The organism is Bacillus sp. ISL-46 (assembly GCF_018613205.1).
The window spans coordinates 48,535-69,696 of the sequence record NZ_JAGGQR010000001.1 but is presented as its reverse complement, the minus strand read 5'-3'; the positions used below and the strand labels follow the sequence as shown (position 1 = coordinate 69,696).

The following is a 21,162-nucleotide window of genomic DNA, read 5'->3' as shown; positions in this document are numbered from 1 at the left end:
GGAAAACCGCCCATTCCCATTCCTGGAAATGACATCATACCTTGTGAACCTAATGTCATGTTTTCACCTACTTTCTTTTGCATACTATGCTAAAAGAAAATATGGGAGCTTATTTTACCTATAAATTAGGCGAATTACCCACCGATTCTTATGTAAAAAACTAAAGGGATGCCTGCCAATGAAGCTGCTGAGCCATGGATATGACAAAGTGAACCCCCTCTTATTCACATAAGGTCGTGTACACCAATCCAAGGATCACATTTATTGACTAGAATAAGAATTTACCCATCAGCATCCATAAATTCACTACCTAAAATTCACTTTCCATCTTTTAAAAATTATAGTATAATATCATTTTGAAAAAACAGATAAACATCAGGAATTTAGTGAATTTTTATAATGGCATAAAGGAGTAAAATAGATGTCAAAAAATTACTGGCTCACCACAGAGGAAATGCTGGAAAAGAAAAAGCGCAAAAAGAACCTTACTTATAGTTTTATAGCCATAGGAACTGTTCTACTAAGCGCATTTGTAACAATCCTAGCAAACGGTATCTAACGATCTAGTAGGCAGAGCCCAAAGTTATTTAACCTATAATTCCAATAAATAGGTTTGAATTTAACTTTTTTAATAAAATCTAAACGGTTTATTCATAGTTTGTTCATGATTAAGTAGTACGATTAATACATGAAGAGGACAACATTTAACTTTTTCTTTTTCATGACCCCCTTTTAATATATTTTGTTGATCCGGCATCTTGCCGGATATTTTTTTGTTAAGAAACTTTAACCATACCTCATCTAATTTATTTTTAATCTTTAAAATATTTTTATTTTAATTTTTGATGTTATTACAATATAACTTGTTCGCAGTTAATCGTAATCCGATAATTTCCGTATATGTTTATTTTCAAGCGGTTAGAAATTGCTATTGGAGAACACTTGATATACCAATATTATTTACCTTTTTTCAAATATTTTTACTATTTCATTCCCTGTTCACATGAAAAATCCATTATGTTACTATCAGAATGGGATTGGAATCGTATTATCATTAGAAGACGAAGAATAAGGAATCAAGTCATCATGCCTTCCAAACCATTGTTGGAAAAAAATATTATTTTACGAGGTGTATGATGGAAGCAATCGAATCTGCTCAAATTGAAAACATGGAACTTTTACAGGAAATAGTTACTCTTAAAACGAAACTAAGCGAAATATATAATCAAATAGGCCCAAGCAGTTCCGAATACATTACACTTTCAATCAGACTTAATATACTTATGAATAAATACTTTGAGGAAAAAACCGTAAATCTAATGAACTAGGAATGGCATGAAACAAACAAAAACCCCCTTATCTGCAACTAGGTAAGGGGGTTTTTATCTGTTGAAATAAATCAACAGCCATGGAAATTAAAAAAGATGAAAAAAAATGATTTATAACCTTTATTTAACCATGCTGACTTTAAATGTATTCATTTTCATTTTTATTTTTTCCAATACAATTCGTATCATTTCAAAAAACAAGAAGTTAAAAAATACCCAGACACAGCCATAAACATAGCCCCCAACAATATCACTCGGGAGTATTTCGGTGGATGCAATATTCGCTATGGTTAACCCCATTAATAAAACTAAAGTAAATAAAAGGCCAAATACTGGCGTAATAGTCTTTTTTGGATGACGGACAAGTAAAAATATGCATGTCCCATAAATAATGATTGTTAAAGTGGAACTGATATCTGGAAAATTATCTGAGTGTAATTTTCCTACAAACCCTAATGATTGAAGATAGGAAAAAATCTGCTTGATGGATTCATGAAACAACCTAGCTCCTAAAATTGATACGATAAGAAGAAGATACTCTAGCATCCTGTTCTTCCCTTTTCTCCAAATACGGATGGTGGTTATGCCGATAATTGCACCAATTGCATATGGAGATTGAAATAATAGAAACCCTTTCATCCAACTCATATAAATAGCAGACTTAACCATATATTCAGCTAGTTCATTAAACTGAGTAAACTCATTAAATAAATAGTCTTGAGCCATTCCCAGCATCAAGGTCACCATACCAATTAAAACTAAAGTGAGAAAAATAAGAAAGATCTCTGTTTTTCTTATGGTTTTTAGTCGATTAATTAACCATGTTGACAAACTAATAAAAAATGTTTTAATTTGATTTTTATTAAATCGATAGACCAAATATCCTGCTAGAAATACGGCTATAACAATAATAAAAATTAGAAAATATTTACTTGCTGCATGATGGAAAGCCCCCCAGCGAGGTCCCAAAACTTTTCCTAATGTAATAAAACAGAATCCCCATAAAAATGAACCGATATATCCAGGGATCAAAAATTTTCGAAATGGCATTCTAGAAATCCCCGAAATATAACCAGTGAAATGCCTAATCCCGGGAATGAAATAGGCAAAGACCAGCAATTTACTACCTGAACGTTCAAACCAAGCAGATGTTTTTTTATATCTTTCTGGTCCTAGGTGGATATATTTCCCGTATTTTTCGATAAGTTTATAGCCCCCTGCCTTTCCAATCCAATAGGTTACAGTAATTCCCGCCCCTCCTGAAACAAAGACTGTCATGAGAGCCAAAAGATAATTCATTTTTCCCTTAAATACAAAATACCCGGCGTAGCTCATTAGAAATTCGCCTGAAATAGGTAGGGCCATAAGTTCTAAAAAGATTCCTAAAAATAGAATCAGATAACTGTGCTGTTCAAATAAAGTGATTAAGTATGACATATAAATGCCTCCGTTATTTATAAAAACACTAAAATAAATAATCCTTCAACTCTAGTTCTAAATACAATGTAGCACGATAAATGATTTCATTTTCCATCTTAATGAATTATTAATCTTGTATTAAGAGAACAAAAAGGATAATGGATAAAATAAAAAAGCTATTGCCTTTATGAAAAGGTTACTAGCTTTTTTACATTGGATAATAAAATTAAAGTTTTTTAACCCTAATTGGACTCACCATTAAGAGAGCAAGGATTAAAGTGATCCATGCATTGCTATATAAAAATAATCCCATACCAGCCAATGGCAATCCCGCAGCTGGAATAGGTAATCCTTTAAAATACCCAATGGTTGGTTTAACACTAAATTTAGCTAATCTTAATGCCCCCATCGTCGGGAAAAGGATAAATGCCAATGAAGTTAAAATGGATGGCGCTGCTATCGAATGAAATAGAAGTGCAGGAGCAACTCCGAAGCTTACAATATCAGCTAAAGAATCTAATTCTACGCCAAATTCACTATTCACTTTTAATTTTCTCGCAATTCTTCCGTCAAGAAGATCTAAAACAGCCGATAAGAAAATAAAAATGGAGGCTAGTTCAAAAAACCCACTCATATTAGAGGTAATTGAAAGAACACCGCACAATAAATTTCCAATCGTAAATAAATTAGGTATAGCCTTTACCATATGATTAAACAAGGTAGCCCCCCCTAACGATGACCAATCTTCCCCATTTAAGTAGCATTTTCTATATATTCCTCCGTTATTCTTAAAAACAAGTTTTAAAATGAAAAAAACTTGTTCTCCCTGCACAAAATTTTTATCGTAACTGAGCCTTTTTATCTAAAAATGACAAATAGCACCGCATTTTGCGGTGCTATTGTCAGTTTTACGATTAGAAAAGTAAATCCCTTCAAAAAATACTGTCTCTTTTACTAACAAACTTACTCCCAATCAAGATGGAAACTATTTCTGTTCCAATCTCTCAAGAATCCTTCTTTTCCGATAAAGCATAATCCCAGTCTCCGCTAGGTCATTAATCATTGACCTGTTTGTAAATGCACCAAAAATCATCCCAGCAATAGGGACCATTTGAAACAGCTTCTTCCACCCAAACTGGTCTCTGTATGTATAAACAACCTCGCGCCAGCCTTGCAGCTGCGACATCATTTCACCTGAACCGCTCCCCTGTTGATAATAGCTGGAAAGCTCATTCAAAATCGCACGTTTGCCGACAATATCGGCTGAGGAAAACTGCAGGCATTTAATTATAAAAATTCGTTCGCTTTTTTCATTAGGATCATAACCGTGGATGATCGCAATTTCCTGCAGTGTTTTTAATGAAATGCCCATTAAAGCCGGGACATCGATCGCAAGGGTAAAAATCCCGCCGATTCCAGTGCTCGCTCCTTGGATCGTCGCAAACTTCTTTCGTTGACCGGTCAGCTCTTCGCTTATCTTATTCATGGCATTTAAAGGGATCTCCTTGATATCAGCTATTTGGTTAATCGGCTTACCTGTCTCTTTTTCAATTTTATCAAATAGTTTATCTTCTTTAATTAAATAGCTGCCGCCGGTCTGAATATAATTACCGACCTCTTCTAGTAATTTCCCCACTTTATTGTGGATGAATTGAGGAGTGATTTTATCGAGAATCTTAAATGGCAGTCGTCCCAGGCGATCCCAAATCCACAAATCGCTTTGGCCATTTTCCCACTTCTCAATAACAGTTAGTTCTTTCAATAATTCATCTCTTGTTTCCATGTATTTTGAGTCACCCTCGTTTGTTTATTTTCTACAAAATTACCCTTATTCTCATTAATAAAACATACGTATGATCAATGGAAAGGTTTCATAGTTTGTGGTTTGGTCGGTCGAGGTATAAACACCATCATCTTCTCTTCCCATTAGAAAAATACAATATTTCCGCGAGAAAAATCAATTAGCAAAGTTATTCTTCCCGTAATCATAGAAAAAAGCAATCCGTGGGAACGATTAGGGGTTAATCGTTCCCGTGTCCTCGGAAAAAAGGAGGACGTCTGACCCCATGTTCGGGGCATGACAAGGCACGGAATCAAAAAAAGACAGCGAGTTATTGCTCGCTATCTCCCTTCTATTACTATTTCTGTTCTAACACATTAATAAATTCCCGTAGATAGTCGGGCAGATCCGGCGGACGACGACTGGACACAAGGTGACCGTCCGTTACAACGGGTTCGTCATACCAAATCGCGCCTGCATTTTCCATATCATCTTTAATACCAGGAGTACTGGTTACTTTTTTTCCATCAAGGATTTTTGCAGAAACTAGTACCCAGCCTGCGTGGCAAATTTGTCCGATTGGCTTTTCATCCGTATTCATCTGCTGAAGCAGAGAAAGGACTTCAGGGAAGCGTCGGATTTTATCTGGCGCCCATCCTCCTGGAACTAAGATAGCATCATAGTCTTTAGCGCTAACCTCACCATAGGCAAAATCGGAGATCGCAGGTACGCCGTATTTACCAACATATTTTTCCTTTGCTTTTTCTCCGGCAAGATGGACAATTGCCCCCTCTTCCTGAAGTCTGAGAATCGGGTACCATAACTCTAAATCTTCAAAATCATTATGAACGAGACTTATTACTTTCTTTCCTTCTAATCGCATGGGTTTATGTTCCTTTCAAATTAGGGAGTATTAATGCTTGTAATCGGATAATGCTTGTTCGCGGTCGCTGATGGATTGAAACGAACGATCAAAGTTTATTCTAGATAATAGTAAAAACAGCGTATCAATCACTGAAATGGCTGGCACTCTAGTAAAGCTAAATTCTTTAAAGAACAATTTCTCATTCGTAATACTTATTAACTGAATATCCGCTAATTGCGAAAGCGGGGATTTAATATGGTTCGTAATACAAATCGTGGTTGCCTTTCTTTTTTTGGCAATTTCAAAGATATCAAGCAATAATTTAGAGTCCCCTGAGTTTGAGATGCCAATAACTACGTCTTTTTCTGTCAATGAATGGGCAAGTGAAACCTGCATTTCTGGTGTGCTATTAATAATCGAGCGAATTCCAATTTGATTAAATTTATAGGCACCATCGAGTGCTGCTGGAAGCGAATTACCTGCCGCCACAAATTGAACTAGGCTGCATCCACTAATTACATCCAAGCACTTTTGTACCGCATCCGGGTCTAGAAATGAGGCAGTTTGTTTGAGTTCATCAATTTTATAGGCAAAAATATTTCGAATCGATTCTGCAATATTATTCAAATGAATCGTTGGAGAATGAGATGTTTTCTCTGGATTCGTAATTTCTCTTGCCAGTTGAATTTTAAAATGGTGAAAGCCCTTTAGTCCAATTCTTTTGCAAAATCTAACAATCGTCGCTTCACTTACATTACACTTCTCAGACAGCTCGGCCACATTCATATCGATCACATTAAAATACTCTTTAATCACATATTCTGCAACCTTTTTTTCCGCATCATGCAAGGTTGGATATAAACTTTTTACCGTATTTAATAAATTATTTTCTTTAACGGAAGTCATACTACCATTCATCCTTTAACATTTTCATTTTTTTCAAACCATCTTTTCATCCAATATTTATAAACGTAGTTTACTCATCGGCAGAAATTCTACTGGTGCTTCCGCTAATAATCCAGCTGTAAATGTATCCCCTAAACCAATCGTACTAACAGTTTCTCCCCTATAGGCTGGAATGATGGTGATATCTTTTTGGCCTTTTGTTAATTTCTGCAACTTTTCTCCTCTTGGGTGAAGACCTGATCGTAACGATACTTGTTTCATCGTCTCTTGATCACAAATTTTCCCCTTTACCGCTCGCGAAAACGCTAACAAGTTACCATTTTCTAACGCTTTCCTCCAGAGAGAGGTATCATATAAATCCGATTTAATTAATGAGAATTGTTTGGTATGCAAAATAAAATTAGCAACACTTAGATACTTACAGGCATCGTTAATGGTTTTTAATAAATCAGCATCGTCATAACTTAATAGAGGTTTGTTCCCTCCAATTAATTCCTGATATTCATCTTCATTGACACCGATACTATCAACATAGCCTCCAAGGGTTCGAATAATCTTCCACTGTTCAGCCATTGACCAGATCGAAGCGAGTTCAAGGTGGACTTTAGGTTTCCTAGGTCCTAATGACGCCAATATAGAAACGGTATTCTGTAAAAACAAGTCAATGTCTTCGCTTCGATCAAAGGCATTGTATCCAGAGATCAACAACCAGCTAATATCATCTTGATTGATTTCCAGACGTTCCAGAAATCTTTTCGCGATAATATCAGCCGAAAATTCATCCTGCTTTCGGAAAATGATTCGGTTGGAAGAATCTCCATTCTCATATTCTACTATATAATGCCTCGGCACATCCCCTTCAAGATCTGATAAAAGGATCAACTCCTGATGTTCCGAAACCAAATCTGACAACTCTTTGGATTGGATTGGAATATTTACCAGTGCCCTATACCCTGCACAACTTGCTGCACAACCTGCTTGCAAGCCAGTTCCACCGATTGCCTTCGTCCAATTTAACTTTTTTTCTAAACGGGCAAGAATTTCCCGATTCGACACGATATATTCGGCTCCGCTGCCTCTCTTGATATTCCAGTCAATCACCGTACAAAACTCATCCCACGTGTCAATAACGGACTTTGGAGTTTTGTCGGCATTTCCTCTGATTTCATTGTAAAACTCTGGTGTGATTTTTGCTAATAAATCTATATTGGCTGTAAATCCAGTGGCAATGGTTGTCATCCTTTCACCGCTCCTCCCATGATGCCTTTTGTAAGTTTTTTCTCAAAAATCAACACAAGGATGATTAACGGCAAGGTTACAAGAATAGATGTTGCTGCTGTATCTCCCCAAGGGACAAAGAACATTTGCGGCAACATAGCAATGCCAACAGGAATGGTCTGGGCATCAATATTATTGGTAAACGTAATCGCAAATAAAAATTCATTCCATGATGAGATAAACACTAACAATCCAGCAGTAACCAGGCCTGGGGCCATTAACGGCAGACACACCTGCCAGTACGTTCGAAAGTATCCGCACCCATCCATATACGCTGCCTCTTCAATTTCATAAGGGATATTCCTGAAAAATCCGTACAGCAGTAACACACTTAATGGCAGTCCAAACAGCATATACGATAGAACTAATCCCGCATGCGTGTTATATAATCCCAATTGTTTAATGAGATTATAAAGAGGGGTCACCACCGCGATTTGTGGAAACATCGACGTCGATAGAAATAAAAGTAAAATAAAACCCTTCCCTTTAATCGGCAATCTAGCTAGTGAATAGGCAGCCAAACTTCCCAGGAACAAGCAAAGCAGTGTCACTACGACAGCAATGAGCGAACTATTCAAGATGTATTTATAAAAATCGGTATTTTGAAAGATATTTTGATAATGAAGCCAGGTGACTTCGTTTGGAAATATTGGCGGCAAGGATGATAAATCTTTGTCCATTTTTAAAGAAGTAACGATCTGCCAAAAGAAAGGTGCTACTTGAAACACGACGATGAAAGACGCAAGTATGACAATGGTAGATCGCTTGAGCATTCCTTTCATCTTACTTTCCTCCTTCAATTTTTTTGGATGATTGATTCATAAAGAATAGGAGAACCATCGCTAAGATGAAAACAGATACCGCCATTAACGACGACATCGCTGCACCATAACTCACCTGAGCTGCGGAGAAGGTGGTCTTATAGGCGTACGAAGAAAGCACTTCGGTCGAATTCGCCGGTCCGCCTCCCGTTAACACAAAAATCAAATCAAATACACGGAAAGCGTCTAATGATCTTAGTAAAACAGCAATCATAATAGAAGGAATTAATAATGGAAACGTAATATGAAAGAATTGCTTCCATTTATTCGCACCATCAATGTCTGCCGCTTCATATAAACTTGATGATATTCCTTGTAAACCAGCTAATATGATTAACGCCATAAATGGAGTTGTTTTCCAAACATCTGAAAAAATCGCAGCTGACATAGCTGTCGAGGTTTCTCCAAGCCAATTAATATTGGCATCAATGATTCCGACCTTCATTAATAAGAAATTTAAAATCCCATACTCCGCATTAAAAATCCATTCCCACATCCTGGCCGAAACAACAGTTGGAATCGCCCATGGAATTAATACACAGGCTCGCACCAAACCTCTTCCCTTAAAATTTTTATTAAGGACCAAGGCAATGAAAAGACCGAATATCGTCTCCAACAAAACAGAAAATGCGGTAAAAACCCACGTGTTTTTATAAGCCACTTTGAACCAAATATCACTTAACAAATTCCGGTAATTCTCCAGTCCCACAAAACTGGAACCTTGCTTAGTAAAGGAAACATCGAAAAAGCTTAAATAGATGGTTTGAATCAAAGGATAAATACCGACGATACAAAGAATCAATAGAGATGGCAGTAAAAATAAATAACCGATCATCATGGGTTTATTGAATATCTTTTTGACATTCTTTTTTCTTGCTAGTAATAAATGGGCATTGGTGCTCCCAATGACCTGCTTTTCTACTTTTTCCATAATCCATTCACCTCTTATACGTTTAAGGCACAAACGATACTAAGTTTGTGCCTTCAGAAAATTTATTGATTCGTAATCTTTTTCAACTCATTATCAATCTGTTTTGCCGCATTTTTTTCTTTGATCATGCCGGAAAGAACACCCGAGATATTCGATTGAAGGACTAACGACAATTTAGGGTAATCAGGGCTAACAGGACGGGCAGTCGTACCTTGGAATACTTTGTCTAAGCCGGTTAAGAACGGGTTTTTCTTTTGCAATTCGCTGTCCTTTAAGACATTTGGTCTTGTTGGGCTGAAGGCAAGTTCCTTTGCATAGTACAATTGACTTTCTTCACTAGATAAGAATTGTGCAAATTTGACAGCTGCTTCTTTCTTTTTAGAGCTCTTAGAAACCATGAATTGATATCCGCCCATAGTAGAAGCACTGCTTTTTCCATCAAAGGAAGGAAGTGGAGCAACACCAACTTTATCAACCACTTTCGATTGCTTTGGATCTTGTGCAACACTCCAAACATAGGACCAGTTTCTATGGAAAATGGCATTTCCATCTGTGAAAACGGTACGGCTTGGTTCTTCGTCAAACGTCAACACGGACTTAGGAGAAATCTTATCGTCTGTCATCTTTTTCATAAACTCTAGTGTTTTCAAAAATTCTGGGCTGCTTGCAGCTGATTTTCCATTGCTATCTAGAATGGATCCTCCTGCACTCCCTAAGAATTCTACAAAGTCACAGACAAGAACTTCTGCTTGCTTGCCTTGCCATACAAATTGGTTTAGCTTGTCATTATTTTCTTTGCTTTTGATTTCCTCAGACGTTTTAATCAGTTCATCCCAAGTGGTCGGAACAGGCTTGTTATATTTCTCCAAAAGATCCTTGCGGTAATAAAGCATCCCGCCATCTACATACCATGGCATCGCAGATAATTTACCATCATAAGTTAGTGCATCAATAACACCAGGATAGTACTCATCCTTGTTTACATATTGATCCATCGGCTCTGTCCATCCTGCTGCTGCAAACTCTGGTACCCAGACAACGTCTCCAGTAAAGACATCAATATCACTTTGGCCAGATTGGAAGGCAGTTACTAAGTATTGATGAATTTCTGTGCTTTTTGCAGGAGCTGGCATTTGCGTTAATTTAACTTTAATATCTGGATTTTCCGCCTCAAATTTCTTAATCAACTCGCTCCAAGAATCCACACCGAATGTTTTAATTGCCGCGAAATTAATAGTCGTTACATTACTATCATTCTCTTTACCATTACTACCTGTCGATGACTGATTGGAACTACAGGCTGACAAAATGACCATCATACATACTAAGAAAAGAACGAAAAGCCTTCTCATGGTTTCCCTCCATAAATATATAAATTTGGTTTATGTTTTGTAACATACCTGCATGAAGGCAGGTGTTCCTACCTTTGTTCTAAGTAAATGATAGATTAATTGCAAAAGGTATGAATACGCTTACAAGTATTATGAAAATAAATTTCTCTTCAATTTCACCTATTTTTTTTGTTAAAAGATAGGAGAAGAACAGGACGAAAACTATTCTTCTCCTCGTTGCCATTATTCTTGAACGCGTATGATTCGAGGATCTGTGAAAATATCAGATTCATCTTCACTATTTGAAGAAAACTCAGAAATGATTGCGCCTTCTTCAGCAGCCTGGAACCAATGTTTGGTGTTTTCGGGTATTGTATATTGCTCGCCTTCAAGGAGAACAATTTCATGGAAGACTGTATAGTATTTTCTATCAATTTCGGGAGGAGACGTGAGGGGTAGCTCAGTAGCCTCTCCTTCTACATATAAATATACAGTACCTTTCCGGCAGCGGAAGGTTTCCAACTTTCCAGGATTTCCATCTGCCCGAGGAGGATGCCGGTGTTCAGGACAAGTTTGATTCGGGAATAAAACCAATTCCTTCGCACAATACCGCTCGTTATTTACATACGTGATAAGTTGTAAGCCGGTTGTTTCAAGATCATTTAAGCCAAAATCCGCAATTTCAATGGATTCCTTCTCATCTGTAGTCAAAACAATCCCAGCTTTTGCAAACATATTTTCAACCATGGCATTATAATTTTTTAATTGAGGTATTTTCATATAAAGAAATTCCTTTCCTTTATATCTTTTATTTCATGCTGAAGGACAGAAGATGAAGGTTTATTAAGAAGAATTCTAGTTGGGATTACTATGAATTAATATCTGATGCCACTTACAACTGGTTCTGCTTTTTGGGCTGCTGGTTGCTGTTGATATAATTCAGCTTTTCCAACGGAATTGAAGAGGTGCATCTTATAGTTAATCACTTTTTTGGCTTCGTTAATGCATTCTGGGTAGATTACGTTTGGATCCCAGTATTCAGTCGTGCTTAAAATTTCACGTGCTTTTGTAAAATAGGCATACTTCATATCACTAGAAATATTTATTTTACTAACACCCAGTTGCACGGATTGGGAAATTTCATTGTCTGGGTTAGAAGAACCACCATGAAGGACTAATGGAATATCAACAAGTTCATTGATTTCTTTTAAAATATCCATTTGCAATTCTGGTTTGATATCCTTTGGATAAATACCATGCGCTGTACCAATTGCTACGGCCAGAGTATCAACACCTGTACGGGCAACAAAATCTTCAGCTTGTGCAGGATCTGTGTAAGTAACCTTTGTTACGCCGCCTTCTACTGAATTCCCCGTGCTTCCGATCGTCCCTAATTCCCCTTCTATCGATACCCCAACTGCATGTGCGATTTCGGTTGCTTTCTTCGTTAGTGCAACGTTTTCTTCATATGGGAGCAGGGATCCATCAATCATTACCGACGTAAAGCCGCAGCGAATTGCTCTCAGGATTTCTTCAATTGAACCGCCATGATCCAAATGGATGACAAATGGTACTCTACTTTCATAAACCCGATGCTTCACATAAGAGAAAAATTCGTCTGTCAAAAACTCTAATTCCGATGGATGGATGGCAATGATAGCTGGAGAATTCACTTTTTCCGCCTCTTCGACTACTGCACGTAAAAATGAACTATCACAAACATTAAACGCTCCCACCGCAAATTTATTTTCTTTAGCCACAGTAAGTAATTCTTTCATTGTTATCAACATATAAGAACACATCTCCTTTTTATTTAAAAGCATAAGTTTTAAACCAAAAAATGTAGACGCTTACTTTTAGTAGAAAATTTGTGCAGACATATTTTTACATCTATGAATCTGGTAAAAAATTTTTTCCTCTAGTTGATTAATAATTCCCTCCCTTTCGTCAACCGGTTAATGATTTTCTTACTTTTTTTGAAAAGCAGGGTTTTCTAAACTTTTACAGAATTAATAATAAAAAATAGTTTCTTCAAATCATGAAATAAAATTTCCTGTAATTTATTTTGAAGAAATTAAATTTCTTAAATTCAATATAAAGCCCTGCGTTTAATAAATCAAGTATTTTTTAAATTTTTCAATTATTTTTATTTGACTGAAAATTGTTTCCGGAAAATTTCAAGGGATAATTAGGTAAATTTCTTTCTCAAAAAGCCCATTAATGGGGAGCTAGAAGTAGAATTCACGCTGTGGTAATAAACATGCGGACCATCAGAAGTAAAAAAAGTAACCGCCCAATCCAGATGGATGGGCGGTTACTTTATTGCTTTTTATCGTTGAAATTGATTGTTGTGGTTGTCGTTAGTTCCCCTATGGTAAGGTAGGATCAATTACTTTCCAGAACTGGTCGGCAACAACTTGATAGCCTGCTAGACTTAGATGAATGTCAAATGGATTTGGAAGATACAATGGATAGTTTGATGCAATCACATTGTAAGTCGGCACATACGTATCGTGATTGGCTTTGGATAGCGTGTCGATTTTACTATTAAACGCAAACAACAATGGCAGCAGCCCGGCCTGTTGCTCCGCAGGCAAATAAGGGAAGGTATTGTAATAACCCATGACATAGTTATACTAAATAATCAATCAGTTTTACTTTAGGCTGGCCAAAGATTTCCGCTTCTAGTCTACGTCCGGTCGGGGTAGCCGCTAGTCCGCCTTCGGCTGTTTCCCTTAAAGAAGCCGGCATTGACTGTCCAATTGCATACATGGCTCCAATGACTTCGTCACATGGAATCCTGCTGGTTATTCCGGCAAGGGCCATATCGGCTGCTGTCAAAGCATTCGATGCGCCCATTGCATTCCGTTTCACGCAAGGCACCTCAACGAGGCCGGCAACCGGGTCGCAAACAAGACCCAGCATATTTTTTAAGGTGATGGCCATCGCTTCTGCTGATTGCTTAGGCGTACCGCCGGCCATTTCAACGATTGCGGCTGCTGCCATACCTGAAGCCGAACCTACCTCTGCCTGGCAACCGCCTGCAGCCCCTGAGATGGACGCATTGTTTGCAACGACAAATCCAAACGCCGCTGCCGTAAATAAAAATTCAATCATTTCCTGCCTAGTTGGATTGAGTTTATTCTTAACCGCAAATAATGTACCCGGGACAACCCCGGCCGAACCAGCAGTTGGCGTGGCACAAATGATGCCCATTGCTGCATTGACTTCATTCGTGGCAACCGCCTTGCTCACCGCATCCAACAGCAATGTGCCCGAAAGGGACTTTCCGCTCTGAATATAGTTTTGCAGCAATACTGCATCTCCGCCTGTGAGTCCTGTGCGTGATTTTACTCCATTTAAGCCCCGTTCGATAGCCCGTTCCATTACCGTCAGGTTCTGATCCATTTTGGCAATCACATCTTCACGGGAAAGGCCAGTAACTTCTATTTCCTGCCTAATCATAATTTCGGCTATTTTAACCTGTCGTTGTTCCGCCAGCGAAACAAGTTCAGCTACATTACGAAACATAGGATTTCCCCCTGCTGTCTTCTATTAATTTATGTTCGTGCCCGAAAACACCTACCTATACAACCATACGGATTACACTTATAACATTATCCAGCTTTTGCACCCCGTTGATCACCTGGTCATCTATCTTTTCATCGAACTCAATTACCATGATTGCCATGTCGCCTTTATCTCTCCTAGACACTTCCATATGACTGATGTTTATTTTATTTTGCGAAAGAATGGATGTTACAGAGCTGATTACTCCAAAACGGTCATTATGAATGACCAGTATTGCAGGGTCACCCGATAATTTTAGTTTGAACGAATTGATTTCAGTTATTTCAATGGTTCCTCCGCCAATGGAGATGCCGATAATCTCCAACTCTTTATCTTCATCAAAAAGATTAATCTTTACTGTGTTTGGATGTTCTGTAATGGCCTCTTCCTCTTGAAAGATGACCTCCATACCCAATTGTTCCGCTATATCCAATGTGTCGGGTATCCGCTCGTCGAACGTATCAAATTCCAATAAGCCCGCCACAAGAGCCAAGTCTGTTCCATGTCCTTTATACGTTTTTGCAAATGAGCCGTATAGCGAGAGAACAGCCTTTTTCGGCTGGCCCTCGAATAGGGTTCGGGCAACGCGGCCAATCCGGACTGCACCAGCTGTATGTGAACTGGAAGGCCCAATCATAATCGGACCAATGATTTCAAATGCTGATCGATACTTCATTGTTTTCACCTGAGTTCTATAATTAAGATTCTCTACATAGATGTTCCGTTGGTTTTCTTAGCATGCAGCCAACAATAAATAGGGGCAATTTATGAAAACTGTCCCTATTTATTGCTTCTTATATTAACAGCTTCCTTATACCCTTCCGTTTCTCCCACAATCAAACAGTCAGGAGTTTAGATCGCTTTCCTATTTGTCAGATCCTCTTCTTGAAGATCCGCAGGTACACGCTTGTTTATTCCGAAAGCATAAAAGCTGATTACCACAATAGCCAGGAACACAATACCCGCAATCAGCGATACACGAGTGTCCTCATTGAACCACATACCAATAAGCACCGCTACCAGATAGCCAATTGTCAGATAGTTAGTGACAGGCGCAAAAGGCATTTTGAATGGATGGGCGGCCATTTTTGCAGCATGGACTTTCCTGAACTTGATTTGGCTGATCAGAATGACAAACCAAGGAACCATCCCAGGAAGAACACTTGAAGCATAGACGTACACAAACAGTTTTTCCGGTGCAATATAACTTAAAACAACGCCAAAGCCAAGGCCGATCAGTACGCCAATTGTACCGAATAAAGGCACCCCGTTACTTGAAACCTTCGCAAATGCTTTTGGAGCTTGTCCATTGACTCCAAGAGTATAAAGCATGCGCCCTGCGCTGTAGATACCGCTGTTGCAGCCAGACAATGCAGCAGTGATAACCACAAAGTTAATGATTCCAGCTGCAGCTGTAATACCGATTTTTGCAAAAGTTGCTACGAACGGGCTTCCGATAGAAGTCAATTGATCCCAAGGATAAACTGTGACAATAACAAAAATTGCGCCAATATAGAAAACGAGGATACGCCAAATTGTACTTTGAATCGCGTTCCTTATTGTTTTCTGAGGATCTTTCGCTTCACCAGCTGTAATACCGATAAGCTCTACACCTTGATAAGCACCCACAACGAGTGATAGGGCAAAGAGGAACCCTTTAACTCCGCCAGTAAAGAAGCCGCCATTTTTCCAGAGGTTTGATAGGCCGATCGATTCTCCTCCGTTGCCAATGCCGAAGAAAATCAGGCCGAAACCTGCAATAATCATCAATACAATCGTAACTACTTTAATCAAAGCAAACCAAAATTCGAATTCACCAAATGATTTAACAGAAATAAAGTTTGCTGCCCCAAGGATAACCATTGCGATAAGGCCTGGAATCCACCCAGGAAGATCTGGATACCAATAATGCATATATGTGCCGATCGCGATAACTTCCGCCATGCCGACAACTACCCACTGGAACCAGTTACTCCAGGCAGTCATATATCCCGCTATTGGATGGATATACTTATAGCCAAATGTTGCGAATGAACCTGTACTTGGTTCCAAATAGAGCATTTCGCCCATGGCGCGCATAATCAAATATAGAAATATTCCTGTAATTGCATAAGCAAGCATTACGGATGGCCCCGTCCAGCCTATCGTGCTGGAAGACCCCATAAATAGACCTACACCAATCGTTCCGCCCAACGCAATCATCTGAATATGGCGTGAACTTAAACCCCTATTCAATTCCTTGTTTGCCATTTAAATTTCCCCCTCTTTATTGTCAAATTTCAAATATACTTGAAATAGTCCATCTGGAAAATACATTTGTCTTTTTTTCACAGATGAATTATAATAGTTTTTATAGAAGAGAGCGCTTTCCTTTACCCCAGATTTCATAAAATAGTTTTGGGAAAGGAAGGTAATAATTAATAGGCTAGTGCAAGCTCCCTAAAGGGAATGCCTAATTTCTCTGATAGGTTTTCCAACATATCTTTTGTCATACGGTCCAGGTTATAGTGAGGATTGAAATCCCATTCCTCGCGTGCAGCAGATACATCAAGGCTATTTGGCCATGAGTCTGCAATGCCTTGGCGTACAGGGTCAACATTGTATGAGATTTCGAATTCAGGAATGAATTTTCTAATGGATGCAGCAATTTGTTCCGGCTCAAAGCTCATGGCTGTGATGTTAAATGCATTGCGGTGCTTCAATCTTGAAGGATCAGCCTCCATCAATTGAATGATAGCATCGATAGCATCAGGCATATACATCATATCCATATAGGTTCCTTTGCCAATGAATGATACATATTTCTTATTCTTAAGTGCTTCATAGTAAATATCTACTGCGTAGTCGGTTGTTCCCCCGCCTGGAAGAGTCTTGTATGAAATCAGTCCAGGGAACCTTACTCCGCGTACGTCTACACCGTATTTAGTAAAATAGTAGTCGCAAAGCAATTCTCCGGATACCTTTGTGACGCCATACATAGTAGCTGGCCTTTGTACCGTATCCTGTGGTGTCATTTCTGCCGGTGTTCCTGGTCCGAAAGCAGCGATGGAGCTCGGTATAAAGAGTTTCAGGTTTAGCTCACGTGAAACTTCAAGGGCGTTCATCAGGCCTCCCATATTCAGGTCCCATGCGAATTTTGGTTTTGCTTCTCCTACTGCCGACAAAAGGGCTGCAAGATGCATGAGGGTATCAACTTCATATTTTTTGCAAAGGCCTAGCATTGCTTCGTAATCCATAACATCAAGTATTTCAAATGTACCATCCTCGATGACTGGATTGCCTTCGATATGGCGAATATCTGTTGCAACAACGTTTTCTGTTCCGTACATTACTCTGAGACGGTGTGTCAATTCCGAACCGATTTGGCCGAGACAGCCAGTAATAAGAATTTTTTTCATTTGACGGGACCTCCTGAGGTTTCTTTTACCATTATTTAACTGAAGCAAGAACACTGTTATCCTTGGTGAAATTGTAAACGTTTAAATAATAGACAATTCTTTACCTATTTTTCCATAGACTTCTAGAACCTCATCAAGCATTTCCTTGGTATGCGCAGCAGTAGGCATATTCCTAACCCTGCCTGTACCTCTAGGAACTGTTGGGAAGGTGATTGATTTTGCATAAACGCCTTCCTCCATCAGCCTGCGCGAAAATAATTGGGTCAGATCTTCTTTTCCTATGATGCATGGGGTAATTGGTGTTTCGGAATGTCCAATTTCGAAACCAAGGTTCTTTAAGCCTTCTTTTAGGTATCTTCCGTTTTCCCAAAGCTTTTCAACTTTTTCTGTCGATTCGGTCATGATATTGATAGCTTCGATACAGGCGGCAGCATCTCCCGGAGTCAATGAGGTTGAAAATAGGAATGGACGTGCACGGACTTTCAGCCAGTCAATCAGCTGCTTTGTACCTGCTACATATCCGCCTACGACGCCAATCGCTTTTGAAAGGGTCCCAATCTGTAAGTCAATTCGGTCTGAGAGGCCAAAATGCTTAACCGTACCAGCACCGTTACCCATTACACCAGAACCATGGGCATCATCTACATACGTGATTAACCCAAACTCATCAGCAATTTCGACGATTTCCGGAAGCTTTGCTACATCACCGTCCATTGAAAAAACTCCGTCTGTGATGTACATGACTTTTTCGTATAAACCGCTTTCAATTGTCTCTTTCGCTACTCGACGCAAATCGTCCATGTCCTGGTGCTTGACGCGAATAATTTTCGCTCCTGACAATCTGCACCCATCAATAATCGATGCATGGTTTAATTCATCCGAGAGAATTGCATCCTTCTTTGTCATCAGGGCTGAAATAGCACCCATGTTGCAATTGAACCCAGATTGGAAGGCAATGGCAGCTTCAGTATGCTTGAACTTGGCAATTGTTTTCTCTAATTCATTATGAATGGTCAATGTGCCATTGATTGTACGGACCGCACCAGCCCCTAACCCATACTCTTCGATTGCTTCATGCGCTTTTTGCTTCATTCTTTCATTATTGGCAAGGCCAAGATAGTTATTGGATGACATATTGATTAATGATTTGCCATTGATGCTAACTATAGGGCCGTTTGGTCCTTCTACAGTATCAATGACATTGTAGAGGCCGTTTTCCCGCAATTCGTTCAGTTGGGGTGTTAAGAAATCCGCTAAAACCTTTTTTGCCAAAATAATTCCTCCTTTTAAATTACCCTTCAGTTTTTTCACATAACACCTATTCGTTTTGTTTCATCGTGAATTTATTATTAAAAATTTGGAAACGGTTTCAAATGAGTGCAAAAAAACAATTACATCACGAAAATTACTCCCGAAATTTTTCAATCCTACTTTTGAACGCAAGATGTTATGCTATGGAATGGGAAGTGTAATAATAAGCTGGTTTAGTTGATCCCTCGATCAACCGTATTAGAAAAGCCTAGATTCATATATTTCAGTGTAATTCTATAATTATGTTGAAAAACTGTCAATACTATTACAAAAAACTAATCATTCAGACTATATGTCCTGCTATTAAAGAGACCTAGATGAATAAAGGGTTTTATTTATTAGGTTAGAAATTACTGCTTTTATTTTCCAAAAGAATGTTTCCATGCTTTAATAATAGTCGAGTTATTCTAATCCATTTTTATCGATTTTTGTTCTGAAACTTAATCCAATTTATCGTCAATGCGATTTACTTGTTCATTTCGTTTCTTTGAGGATCATACAAAAACTACTATAGAATAATAATAATTGGATTTCACTTGTCCCCACTAATATTCGATGATTAGCTTTTTTACGAAAAAACCTAACTGTGCCCATAAATTTATATAGACAATTAACCCAATCCTTCTAACCCACATAAGTTACATTATTGAAGTGAAACAGGAGGAGAGGCAGATGGTGATACATGTGGTCCGGAGCGGTGAAACGCTTTGGCAAATTGCTGCTCGCTACAAAGTAAATATGAATGGAATTGTTCAATCAAATGGGCTCCAAAACCCGAACCAGCTGTTAGTTGGCCAATCGCTTGTAATCCCAGTCCCCGGGACATCACACATCATTAGATCCGGTGATACATTGTGGTCAATTTCACAACAGTATGGGGTGGAAATTAACTCGATCATCCAGGCAAATCAACTCACAAATCCGTCTCTTTTATATCCAGGGACAAAACTAATTATCCCTCCACGGATACACGTGACTCAATCTGGGGAAACATTATGGCAAATCGCAAATCGTTACGGGGTGACAGTCCAAGCGATTATCGATGAAAATCAGATTCAAAATCCAAACCTCATTTATTCCGGTACAAGGTTAAGAATACCAATCAAGAAACCAACCATCGAAGTCAATGCCTATACCTATCAACCCGATCAAGCAGCGGCTGAAACGGTTAAGGAACTTAGCCATTTGCTCACGTATATCAGTCCATTTGCTTACCTAATCAATGAAAATGGGGATCTCACTCCAGTTCATGATGAGTTAACCCTACAAGCTGCAAAAACAAGTAATGTCACACCGATGATGTCGATTACAAACTTTACTTCAACTGCAGCTGGCTCAAACGTGGCTCATACCCTTTTATCCAGTCCAGAATTACGTGAAAAGGTACTGACAAATATGCTTCGGATTATGGATGAAAAGGGATATAAAGGAGTAAACATCGATTTTGAAAATGTGTTACCGGCCGATCGCGAAAATTACAATCTATTCCTCCAACTAACCGTGGACCGTCTTCATCCGCGAGGATATTTTGTCTCAACGGCGGTTGCACCCAAGCAAAGTGCGACACAAGCGGGTCTGCTATATGAAGCACATGATTATGAAGCACATGGTAGGATTGTAGACTTTGTCGTACTGATGACCTATGAATGGGGATACAGGCTTGGACCGCCACAGGCGATCTCTCCTATCAACCAAATGAGACGTGTCGTGGAATACGCGCGGACCGTTATGCCGGCAGAAAAAATATTCTTAGGGTTCCAAATTTATGCCCGTGATTGGCTCCTTCCACATGTTAAAGGACAAGAAGCAGAAACATTTAGTACACAAGAAGCGATTGCGCGTGCGGTAAAATACGGGGCATCGATTCAATATGATGACACCACCCAATCACCATTTTTCCGTTACGTCGATGAAAAGGGCCGTGGCCATGAAGTTTGGTTTGAAGATGCCCGCAGCGCCCAAGCCAAGTTCGACTTGGCTAAGGAATTTAATCTCCGCGGAATTAGTTACTGGGCATTAGGCTATCCATATCCGTCGAACTGGACATTGTTAGCTGATAATTTCAATATAAAAAAATGAGTTTTTTGAACAATCAGTTCTAGCAGGGACTGATTGTTCGTAAGTGAATATTTCCGAGTTAGGGCCGATTACTGAAATATTCTCCAAAAAAAAAACCACCGTAACTCCTGTTCGTTCCATTCTTTTCACAACTAAAAAAAAGAAA

General features: G+C 38.8%; 20 protein-coding genes. 3 read left to right on the top strand and 17 right to left on the bottom strand.

The window, feature by feature from the left end; genetic code table 11:
• Positions 1-421: 421 nt before the first annotated feature.
• Together J7E67_RS00290 and J7E67_RS32200 are read left to right on the top strand one after the other, a co-directional pair.
• Positions 422-559 carry a hypothetical protein gene (locus J7E67_RS00290; protein WP_214717761.1) on the top strand — a complete coding sequence of 46 codons (138 nt, stop codon included), beginning with the start codon at positions 422-424 and terminating at the stop codon, positions 557-559.
• Positions 560-1,133: 574 nt separating this feature from the next.
• Complete coding sequence (locus J7E67_RS32200; protein ID WP_374223918.1) at positions 1,134-1,328, top strand: Spo0E family sporulation regulatory protein-aspartic acid phosphatase; 195 nt, start codon at positions 1,134-1,136, stop codon at positions 1,326-1,328.
• A 120-nt stretch (positions 1,329-1,448) separates the two neighbouring features.
• Here J7E67_RS32200 and J7E67_RS00280 read toward each other — a convergent pair whose 3' ends face one another.
• The 17 genes from J7E67_RS00280 to J7E67_RS00200 all read right to left on the bottom strand — a co-directional run bounded on the left by J7E67_RS00280 (position 1,449) and on the right by J7E67_RS00200 (position 18,899).
• Positions 1,449-2,765: a VTT domain-containing protein gene (locus tag J7E67_RS00280; RefSeq protein ID WP_214730556.1), complete on the bottom strand. Its 1,317-nt coding sequence runs from the start codon at positions 2,763-2,765 to the stop codon at positions 1,449-1,451.
• Positions 2,766-2,973: 208 nt separating this feature from the next.
• On the bottom strand, positions 2,974-3,465 hold the full coding sequence (pssA, locus tag J7E67_RS00275; RefSeq protein ID WP_214717757.1) for a CDP-diacylglycerol--serine O-phosphatidyltransferase: 492 nt from the start codon (positions 3,463-3,465) through the stop codon (positions 2,974-2,976).
• 267 nt (positions 3,466-3,732) lie between these two features.
• Positions 3,733-4,530, bottom strand: a complete 798-nt coding sequence (locus J7E67_RS00270) for an EcsC family protein (RefSeq protein ID WP_214730554.1) — start codon at positions 4,528-4,530, stop codon at positions 3,733-3,735.
• 355 nt (positions 4,531-4,885) lie between these two features.
• The gene (locus J7E67_RS00265) at positions 4,886-5,410 is read right to left on the bottom strand and encodes a type 1 glutamine amidotransferase domain-containing protein (protein WP_214730553.1); all 525 of its coding nucleotides are present in this window, start codon (positions 5,408-5,410) and stop codon (positions 4,886-4,888) included.
• Positions 5,411-5,440: 30 nt separating this feature from the next.
• Positions 5,441-6,298, bottom strand: a complete 858-nt coding sequence (locus J7E67_RS00260) for a MurR/RpiR family transcriptional regulator (RefSeq protein WP_214730551.1) — start codon at positions 6,296-6,298, stop codon at positions 5,441-5,443.
• Between the two features lie 57 nt (positions 6,299-6,355).
• Positions 6,356-7,537: an ADP-dependent glucokinase/phosphofructokinase gene (locus J7E67_RS00255; RefSeq protein ID WP_214730549.1), complete on the bottom strand. Its 1,182-nt coding sequence runs from the start codon at positions 7,535-7,537 to the stop codon at positions 6,356-6,358.
• The gene (locus tag J7E67_RS00250; RefSeq protein ID WP_214730547.1) at positions 7,534-8,358 is read right to left on the bottom strand and encodes a carbohydrate ABC transporter permease; all 825 of its coding nucleotides are present in this window, start codon (positions 8,356-8,358) and stop codon (positions 7,534-7,536) included. Before J7E67_RS00250 ends, J7E67_RS00255 begins: the two co-directional genes overlap by 4 nt.
• 1 nt (position 8,359) lies before the next feature.
• Positions 8,360-9,328 (bottom strand): carbohydrate ABC transporter permease, encoded by a 969-nt coding sequence (locus J7E67_RS00245; protein WP_251026471.1) that lies wholly within the window; start codon positions 9,326-9,328, stop codon positions 8,360-8,362.
• A gap of 62 nt (positions 9,329-9,390) precedes the next feature.
• On the bottom strand, positions 9,391-10,680 hold the full coding sequence (locus tag J7E67_RS00240; RefSeq protein ID WP_214717750.1) for an ABC transporter substrate-binding protein: 1,290 nt from the start codon (positions 10,678-10,680) through the stop codon (positions 9,391-9,393).
• A gap of 222 nt (positions 10,681-10,902) precedes the next feature.
• Positions 10,903-11,439 (bottom strand): D-lyxose/D-mannose family sugar isomerase, encoded by a 537-nt coding sequence (locus tag J7E67_RS00235; RefSeq protein ID WP_214717749.1) that lies wholly within the window; start codon positions 11,437-11,439, stop codon positions 10,903-10,905.
• 95 nt (positions 11,440-11,534) lie between these two features.
• Positions 11,535-12,449, bottom strand: coding sequence for a ketose-bisphosphate aldolase (locus tag J7E67_RS00230; RefSeq protein ID WP_214717741.1), 915 nt, complete (start codon positions 12,447-12,449; stop codon positions 11,535-11,537).
• Between the two features lie 579 nt (positions 12,450-13,028).
• A complete protein-coding gene (locus J7E67_RS00225) occupies positions 13,029-13,283 on the bottom strand; it encodes an SGNH/GDSL hydrolase family protein (RefSeq protein ID WP_214730545.1) in 255 nt (84 codons plus the stop codon).
• Between the two features lie 7 nt (positions 13,284-13,290).
• Positions 13,291-14,190, bottom strand: coding sequence for an L-serine ammonia-lyase, iron-sulfur-dependent, subunit alpha (sdaAA, locus tag J7E67_RS00220; protein WP_214717737.1), 900 nt, complete (start codon positions 14,188-14,190; stop codon positions 13,291-13,293).
• Between the two features lie 55 nt (positions 14,191-14,245).
• Positions 14,246-14,905 (bottom strand): L-serine ammonia-lyase, iron-sulfur-dependent subunit beta, encoded by a 660-nt coding sequence (sdaAB, locus tag J7E67_RS00215; protein ID WP_214730543.1) that lies wholly within the window; start codon positions 14,903-14,905, stop codon positions 14,246-14,248.
• Positions 14,906-15,081: 176 nt separating this feature from the next.
• Positions 15,082-16,479: an amino acid permease gene (locus J7E67_RS00210; RefSeq protein ID WP_214730541.1), complete on the bottom strand. Its 1,398-nt coding sequence runs from the start codon at positions 16,477-16,479 to the stop codon at positions 15,082-15,084.
• A gap of 167 nt (positions 16,480-16,646) precedes the next feature.
• Positions 16,647-17,627, bottom strand: a complete 981-nt coding sequence (locus J7E67_RS00205) for an L-threonine 3-dehydrogenase (RefSeq protein WP_214717732.1) — start codon at positions 17,625-17,627, stop codon at positions 16,647-16,649.
• Positions 17,628-17,708: 81 nt separating this feature from the next.
• On the bottom strand, positions 17,709-18,899 hold the full coding sequence (locus J7E67_RS00200) for a glycine C-acetyltransferase (RefSeq protein ID WP_214730539.1): 1,191 nt from the start codon (positions 18,897-18,899) through the stop codon (positions 17,709-17,711).
• A gap of 711 nt (positions 18,900-19,610) precedes the next feature.
• Here J7E67_RS00200 and J7E67_RS00195 point away from each other — a divergent pair.
• On the top strand, positions 19,611-21,017 hold the full coding sequence (locus J7E67_RS00195) for a LysM peptidoglycan-binding domain-containing protein (RefSeq protein WP_214717728.1): 1,407 nt from the start codon (positions 19,611-19,613) through the stop codon (positions 21,015-21,017).
• The last annotated feature ends 145 nt before the right edge of the window (positions 21,018-21,162 follow it).